This is a genomic window from Mojavia sp., assembly GCF_059505145.1.
The window spans coordinates 1-7584 of sequence record NZ_JCACKA010000007.1 but is presented as its reverse complement, the minus strand read 5'-3'; the positions used below and the strand labels follow the sequence as shown (position 1 = coordinate 7584).

Here is a 7584-nt window from a genome sequence, read left to right as displayed (position 1 = left end):
CAAATTCAAGCTTCTCGTCATCAATCAATTAATAACTTACGTGCTGACCTGAGATTGCTGTTGTCCGACATGGGCAATACTATCGTACCAACCGGAGATCATATTGATGTCGCGGCTTGGGAATCGTTGAAATATGCGGCCGATGCCCTAGATGCTGCTCATCATCATGCTGTCGCTAAGGCGAATACCATCTCAAAGAGTGAATACCGCGCACGGCAAAGTAAAGATTATCTTTCTACCGACCAGATGAACGAGTGTGAGAAGTTCCGGATTTGGGATTCCTACGGCATGGAAGTTACCGAATCTCTAGTCCAGAAAGATAACTCAGGTAGACTCATTGGGGCGATCGCATCCTTAGAGGCCATCTTATCTCCATCTCTTGAGATGATTGTGGATCTTCGTACTAACCAACAATACCCCGCACCACCAGAATTTGTCAGTGCCAAAGATCTAGCTGAACGTAACAAGCTACCCTTTTGTATGGACTGGGGGAATTATTCTGCCAAGTGGTTAGCCCATTTCAACTTAGGACTGCACGACATTCTCAAACGATTAGTCACAGGAGAAGAAATTACTGCCACCGACGAACATCTATTACTTATGACAGCAACAGCCAAAGAATGCGCTGCTCACATCAAAGCAATTTTGGGGTTTACTGTCCCGCCTGATTGTCAACCGATTTGGTTACTCGCCACCCTTGTTGAACAGTTGGGGCTAAAGTTATGCTGTCGCAAGCAGGGCAAACGTGGTCAACAAGTAAAATTGTTCTCGCTGTCGAAGTCGGAATTGGACTTTGCATTACAAGTTATCGCTCATCGACAAAACAAACGTGCCGAAACGCAATCAGCATCAGGAACAGCGCCAATTTCCTCTTCCGTATCCACCCCCCCCATAAATGGTATAGGAAATCCCTTAGTTGAGGGGGCGGATACTACGCCTTCTTTAGAAGCAGGGGGGCTTCGGGGCTTCGGGGCTTCGGGGCAAGGCTCTTTCTCCCCTGCTCCCCCTCCCCCCTGCCCCGAAGCCTATGAGTACGATCGCACTACACTACTTCATTGCGTGGAAACCCTTCGCTCTGGTATAGCCCAGGGAGTGGACGCGATTAAAGCCATCCTTAAGCGATGGACAACTGATTTGCGCTGGGAAGTGGTGCTGGAGTTGGAAGAGATTGCGGCGAGTGAACTGCGACTTGTTGAAGCGGTAGTGTCGAACTTTTACTCCTTGCTAGATGAAGATGTGTTGCCGATGGCAGGCGGCTAAACCATCGTCACAACTAACCGCATACCATAAGCAATTGTTACTTTTGCTTACAGCAATTTTACGCCAATTGCGTTCGAGTTGGGGAGCAAATTCGTTTTTTGAGTAAAATGGGGTTAATGTCTTTGTTTGACTGATTTTTTGGTCACTTCGACTTTCACAGGTTTCTCGAAGTCGTTTTCTTCAACCGGAGCAAGCAATGATAACGATGATACTGCTCCCAATACTTGTTCTTCTTTAACCTCCAGGTACTTGTACAGCTCGTCCAAGGTGCGATGTCCAGAAATTTCCTGAATCACTCTTAAGGGAATTCCGGCATTACTCATTGATGTAAGTGCTGTGCGGCGAAAGCTGTGAGAGCTTACGCCTTCAATTTCGGTTCGTTGGCAAGCAACTCGCACTATCCACAGTGCCGAATCCCGGTGCAGGTGGCTACTAGCCCTGGAGTGGTCAGGATTTCCCGGAAATAGCCACGGTGAATCATCTCGCGGTTGGTATGCTTGCAGCCTGATTCGCAATTCTTGAATTACGGGTATGGCGCGGGTAGCTAGTTTCCCTTTCGTGTTGCCTTTGCGAAAGGTGATTTTGGCTCGAACTTTTCCTCTAGAGTCATATACATCGCGCTTAAGCAACGTCACTGCTTCCGAAACCCGACAAGCCGTGTAAAGCATGACGGCAAACAGTGCTTTGTCTCGTAGTGAGTCTACCCCCTGCGAGAAGAGAAGTTGAATTTCCTCTGGCGAGAGTATCTTAGCTCTGCCATGTCTATCAATCTTCAACTAGGCTCTCCTATTACCGCCCCCTCTTCTTATTATCCCAGGCAGCGGGGACAGGTTTTTCCCATTTGTTGAGGCAAGCAGGGGGAGATGGGGGAGACAATTTAATTTGCGCGACCCTGATCATCAAGCTGGGAGGCCAGGCGATTGAGAGCAATTAAATCGGGCGGTTTTTCACGATTGTAATAAATCCCTAAATCAACATCTGACTGATCAGTGTGGTTGCCCCTTGCCTGTGAACCACCGAGTGCGAGCGCCGTAATTCCTTCAATTGACCGCAGACTTGAAACAATATGGTTGATGAATTGGGGCAATTCTTGAGTCATAAAGCAATTGTAGGATTTTCATCCCTGGTTTTTTATATTTTAAAAGCATCTAACCCACTAAACAATTTTGGCAATTTGGCATCCAAAGGGTTGGAGTTGGAGTTTCAATGGAGGTATCAAAACACCGGGGCAACCAAGAAGTGGTACGGCGGGGACGGTCAAAAGATGAGCTGGTGTTGTTCCGGTGTGGGCCAGTTGTGAAAGTGCTGTAGTCAAGACGCTACATTATTGATGCAGCACGCAAGGTCGGGTGAAGGCAACTGGCTAGAAATGTAACTAAAACGCATAGAACTTACAGAAGTTGACAGATGCTCCCTTGGCGCTCGTGCATTGTTAATTTTCTTATGTTGCTAGATTTTTATTCCTTTTCCCCCTTTCTTGGCAGCAGGTAGTGATGCTAGATTTCCTTTACTTGCAATACTTTAGGGTGATTTATGAACAAAGGCGAACTAGTGGATGCTGTAGCAGCAAAGACCAACATCACAAAAAAGGAAGCATTGGAGGTGATATCAGCTTTTTTAGAAGTAGTTACCGAAGCTGTAGCTAATGGAGATAAGGTAACGCTGATTGGGTTTGGGTCATTCGAGCGACGCGAACGCTCTGAGCGTTCAGGGCGTAATCCAAAAACCAAGGAGACAATCACAATTCCAGCGACTAAAGTGCCTGCGTTTTCTGCTGGCAAGCAGTTTAAAGAAAAAGTAGCACCTTAAAGGCTACAGATGCAGTAACTTAATTTGTGCCCAATCTAATCACTGCGGCCGTGCAGTAATTGCTGTTATCAGACAGCTAATGGTAACGGTAGGGGTGACACGTAACTGCTGAATCGCAGATATTACAAATAGCGAACACTGGTATTACCCGCCTCTTGTGTGACTGCCCTGTTGTCCAAATGGCACCAATAATTCACACCAGATTGCACCAATCCCCAGCAGTTAGGGTACGAGTGCTTTGTCTCAAATCTGTGTCTGTTTGAGTTGGAAATTCTCATCAAAATCAGCAATAATTGGTCAGAGATTCAATCTTGAATAATCAAAATTTTCTGCTTTAAATAATGCTTAAGCAAGCGTTCAGTCTGGATAAATTGCCGGATTTCAATTAATTGTTCATTAGTAATCTCAGTTACTCCAGGAACAAAGCATATTCCTAAAATAAATATCTTAGGAGGGAGATATTTACCTGTTTGTTTGTACTTGACAGTTGCCATCATCTCACCAGTTTTTTAAAGCAAGAAGCAAATACGTAACGTTAATCTTCGATTAAACTTTAGTTTAGATATTACTAATGACGATTGCTTTGTACAAAGTATTTTCAATCAGAATCCTTAGCCTAAAGTAACCAATAGAAAAAGATGCTATTTACCCTATTTTAACGTTGTAGGATCATATAATATTATCGCCTGCAATGCGTTTTTTAAATGAGTCAAGTTTTCCAGCTAGCTCTTGGCGAGTCTCAGATTTAAGAAAATAGCGGAGAGCAAACCAGATTACATAACCAATTCCAATTAATTCAAAAAATGGAGAAACCAATGGAATTTCATTGATTGCACCTGTAACTGCCAGTAATATCTTGAGGGTAATCAATACCACAATCAGTAAAGTGAAGCTAATAATTAACAGCTTATACTCATCGTAGGATTTAAGTATATACCCTGGTAGATGCTCCCAAAAATAAGTAATTTGTCGGCTAATTTTCGATACCTGACTATCTAAACTATTATTGCTTGATAATTTGGATAAATTATTTGGTTTAGAATATTCAATTTTTGACAGTTCATCTAGCGAACTAGGATTAATGTAGTCTAATTCTTGCACGTTGCTTTCCATAGTTTGATTAGAATAAATTGTTTCAGAACAAATGTCATACTAACTATTGCCACATTTTGTAAATAATTTTTCATCGACCTGTAGGAGAAAATTGGTCTATCTCAAGACATATAAAACAAATCTATCAAGTTCTACCAGTGTCAATCAATCTGAAATTTAATTTTCGATATCTATAAAATCAATAAATGTTCAAATCTTAAACAAAGAATGGGTTACTAGAAAAGTCAATGAATAAGTTTTTAATATTAAATTCTTTATTTCTGCTTTCTCAAATACCTAACCCTGAACTAAAATTTATCAATTTAAAAAATCAATTAGAAAAGGCTGGGTTTCAGGTAATAATTGAGCTACCACCAAAGCGAGGAGCTTATGGCTTATTAAGAGAATCTGATAGAAAAATCTGGATTAATCCAGTAGTGTTTGAGTTACATATCGGGACTCAGACCCTAATTCATGAAGCTGTTCATGCTGCACAGGTATGTGCAGGAAAAGGAAAAATAAAACTTTTAGGTTTAGACATTGAGCCTAGTAATTATGCTCGACCGCTTTTTCTACGCTATACCAATGTTCATCGTCAAGATTTAGAAAGAGAAGCTTATGCAGTACAAACTCAACCTAAAAGTTTTGAACTAGCTGTATCTCTTCTCCAAGAACATTGTAAATAGTTCTTCAATACTACCCACTAAATAAGCTTTTATTCGGAGTTTTCATGAAAATATTTTGGTGTGAGCGCTAAGCTTGCTCTAATTTATTGAATTGCTTTAACGACTGCTGAAGCAATGTTAGCCATCAACTTTTCGCGTACTTCTAAAGGAGCTTTTGAACCAGCAATAAATACAGCGATCGCAATCCGTTTCCCGTTGGAGGAACTAATAATTCCAACATCATTAGTGGCAGTACCTGTTTGCAGAACATCTAAACCAGTACCAGTCTTATGTGCAATTGACCAATTCTTGGTAAGGCCGGCTTTGAGGCGGTTGCGACCGGTTGGAGAATCAGTCATCATCTTGAGTAGTAGCTCAAACGATGTACAAACACTGAAAACATCTGTCGTTTAGTTTTTGAGGCCAAAGTCATGATAAACCAATAGTTGAACCAGAGCAATGCTGGGCTGACTGCATCATCTTAATCACAACCGCCTTTGCTCGTTTGCGCCAGTATATCTTCTATGCAGCCTAAAATATTTATGGTAAGGTGGGACATTTATTTCAAAGCAATTGCCTAAACCTCCAAGTTAGGACTATAGCTGCGCTGGCTAAACCAATTGCTAGTCCCCACCAAAAACCAATCGCTCCGTACTCCAACCAGATGCCCAAAGCATAACCAGTAGATAAACCGATACACCAATAAGCAAAAATACCAATTAACATCGGGATTCGCGTATCTTTTAATCCTCGTAATGCTCCAGCTGCGGTGACTTGCACTCCATCAACAATTTGGAAAATCGCAGCTACTACAAGCAATTTAACTGCTAAGTTCACTACATCTTCATTACTGGGATTTTTGATGTCAAGGTAAAGAGAAACAACCGACTTTGGTATTAACCAAAAGATAATCGCTGCAATAGCCATAGACAAAGCGCCTAAACTAATGCCCACATATCCAGCCAGGCTCACACCAGCTAAATCTTGCTCTCCGGCTAATTGTCCAACACGTACAGTTGTTGCAAGAGAAATACCAAGCGCAATCTGAAAGGACATAGAAGCCGTCTGTAAGGCAATTTGATGGGCAGCTAGGGAAGTCGTTCCTAATTGTCCTAATAAAAACGTGACAATTGTGAACAGTCCTGCTTCGACTGCAATTAACCCACCAATAGGCAATCCAACCTGAAAAATCTCCCAAAAAATGCGTTGATTCTCTTGGGTGAAGGTGTCGGCGAATGAAATATCAAATATGCGGTAACTTGTAAATCGCTGCTGAGTATATATATAGATTGTTAAAGCAATAAACATACTCCAAAGTGAGAGTGTGCTTGCCCAACCAATCCCAGCAAGTCCTAAGGCGGGTAGCCCCAGTTTGCCAAACATCAAAACATAGTTAGCTACGATGTTAAGCACAGTACCTAACACGACAGTAATCATAACTAACTGCGGTTGAAACACAGCAGAAAGAAAACTTTTGAGTACAGCAAAGCCCAAACTAGGTATAAAACCCAGCGCGATCGCTCTTAAATAAGTTTGTGCTAATGCTGCTGTAGTCGCATTCTGACCCAATAGCATTAGTAAAGCGCCTCCATTAAAAAGTACGATTACAATCGGTATCCCTAACAGCAGAGATATTCCTAATCCTTGCCGAACAATCTTGCCTACTTGCTCAGACTTTCCGGCTCCTTTAGCTTGAGCAACTAATGGACTAATAGCAGAAATAATACCCGTAGTAATTAAAAGTAAAAAAGTAAAGATTGCAGCGCCCAAACCTCCAGATGCAATATTCTGGCTTCCCAACCAGCCCATCATTACCGTATCCACAAAGCCAGTTGCTGATTGAGCAAGCTGTGCTGCTGCTAAAGGGATAGCTAACAAAAGGCATTGTTTAACTTCAGATATCAATCTGTCTCTACTGACCATTTTATTCATGAAGCTAAGAAATTTATTTGTATTAATAGTCTCAAACTTTTAATTTGCTAAATAGTGTAATTTTATTCGTATTTAATCAAGATTATCTTGGTATTAATTTTATGCGTTTAGCAAGATGAATTGAATTTATCACACTATTTTATGCATTTCAATCCAGTTAAGTGATGCTGAAATCAAAGCACTCTGGGCAATGCAGATTTCCGAAAATGAATCATTAAATCAAACAGCGACAAGATTGCTCAAGGGAATTCTCGGTCAATCGAAAGCTGGGCTGACATTATCTGGTGGTGATGAGATTCAACAGATAGTTAAAGAACAAGTTATTGCTTTAACTCCATCTACATCACCTGAGGATGAAGATATAAAACAGATACTAAGACAGGAACTAATAGATGCAATAGCCCAGATCAAGGGTTTAATAGATGAGCGCTTGGGTAAAGTTGCCCTACCTACACAAGAGGCTGTTTGTGTCGAACAGCAAGTCATACCAGACTATGAAGCAATACGTTCAAGCATTCTTTCTAAATTCAAAGTAGGCAAGCAATCCGCAGCCAAAGCAATTGATGCTTTTATTGAGGAACTCGATGCTGTAACTGCAAAGCAACAGCTAGAAACTGAGGAATTAGATGTAGCTTCTTAAAATTTTTCTGCTGAAAATCCACTAAGTATAGCCAGAGTAGCATTCAATGGTGGGTTGTTGCACAGCGATGCGATCGCTCCATTTTGCATCAGCAGATGGTGTCCATTAAACAATTATTTGTCAATTTGAAGTAACGGGACTTAAACAAAAATTAAGCCCAAATGTAGCCCAAACTAGCTTTATAAA

8 protein-coding genes and 2 pseudogenes are annotated in these 7584 nt (G+C 41.4%); 4 read left to right on the top strand and 6 right to left on the bottom strand.

Features of this window, described 5'->3' with window-relative positions; translation table 11 throughout:
• A pseudogene (locus AC5JL8_RS00300) lies at positions 1–1260 on the top strand (bifunctional DNA primase/helicase); the annotation flags it as partial.
• A gap of 113 nt (positions 1261–1373) precedes the next feature.
• Here AC5JL8_RS00300 and AC5JL8_RS00295 read toward each other — a convergent pair.
• Both AC5JL8_RS00295 and AC5JL8_RS00290 read right to left on the bottom strand, forming a co-directional pair.
• Positions 1374–2036, bottom strand: a complete 663-nt coding sequence (locus AC5JL8_RS00295) for a tyrosine-type recombinase/integrase (protein ID WP_495877780.1) — start codon at positions 2034–2036, stop codon at positions 1374–1376.
• Between the two features lie 101 nt (positions 2037–2137).
• Positions 2138–2359 (bottom strand): nucleotidyltransferase domain-containing protein, encoded by a 222-nt coding sequence (locus AC5JL8_RS00290; RefSeq protein WP_495877779.1) that lies wholly within the window; start codon positions 2357–2359, stop codon positions 2138–2140.
• A gap of 434 nt (positions 2360–2793) precedes the next feature.
• On the opposite strand from AC5JL8_RS00290, the gene AC5JL8_RS00285 reads away from it, so the two are divergent.
• Positions 2794–3069, top strand: coding sequence for an HU family DNA-binding protein (locus tag AC5JL8_RS00285; protein WP_495877778.1), 276 nt, complete (start codon positions 2794–2796; stop codon positions 3067–3069).
• 305 nt (positions 3070–3374) lie between these two features.
• Here the strand turns inward: AC5JL8_RS00285 and AC5JL8_RS00280 are convergent, their stop codons facing one another.
• Both AC5JL8_RS00280 and AC5JL8_RS00275 read right to left on the bottom strand, forming a co-directional pair.
• A complete protein-coding gene (locus tag AC5JL8_RS00280; protein ID WP_495877781.1) occupies positions 3375–3563 on the bottom strand; it encodes a hypothetical protein in 189 nt (62 codons plus the stop codon).
• Between the two features lie 175 nt (positions 3564–3738).
• Positions 3739–4182: a CAAD domain-containing protein gene (locus tag AC5JL8_RS00275; RefSeq protein WP_495877777.1), complete on the bottom strand. Its 444-nt coding sequence runs from the start codon at positions 4180–4182 to the stop codon at positions 3739–3741.
• Positions 4183–4409: 227 nt separating this feature from the next.
• Here AC5JL8_RS00275 and AC5JL8_RS00270 point away from each other — a divergent pair, with 227 nt between their 5' ends.
• Positions 4410–4847 carry a hypothetical protein gene (locus AC5JL8_RS00270; RefSeq protein WP_495877776.1) on the top strand — a complete coding sequence of 146 codons (438 nt, stop codon included), beginning with the start codon at positions 4410–4412 and terminating at the stop codon, positions 4845–4847.
• 83 nt (positions 4848–4930) lie between these two features.
• Here the strand turns inward: AC5JL8_RS00270 and AC5JL8_RS00265 are convergent.
• Both AC5JL8_RS00265 and AC5JL8_RS00260 read right to left on the bottom strand, forming a co-directional pair.
• A pseudogene (locus tag AC5JL8_RS00265) lies at positions 4931–5194 on the bottom strand (serine hydrolase); the annotation flags it as partial.
• 196 nt (positions 5195–5390) lie between these two features.
• On the bottom strand, positions 5391–6758 hold the full coding sequence (locus tag AC5JL8_RS00260; protein ID WP_495877775.1) for an MATE family efflux transporter: 1368 nt from the start codon (positions 6756–6758) through the stop codon (positions 5391–5393).
• 190 nt (positions 6759–6948) lie between these two features.
• Here AC5JL8_RS00260 and AC5JL8_RS00255 point away from each other — a divergent pair, with 190 nt between their 5' ends.
• Positions 6949–7398, top strand: coding sequence for a hypothetical protein (locus AC5JL8_RS00255; protein WP_495877774.1), 450 nt, complete (start codon positions 6949–6951; stop codon positions 7396–7398).
• The last annotated feature ends 186 nt before the right edge of the window (positions 7399–7584 follow it).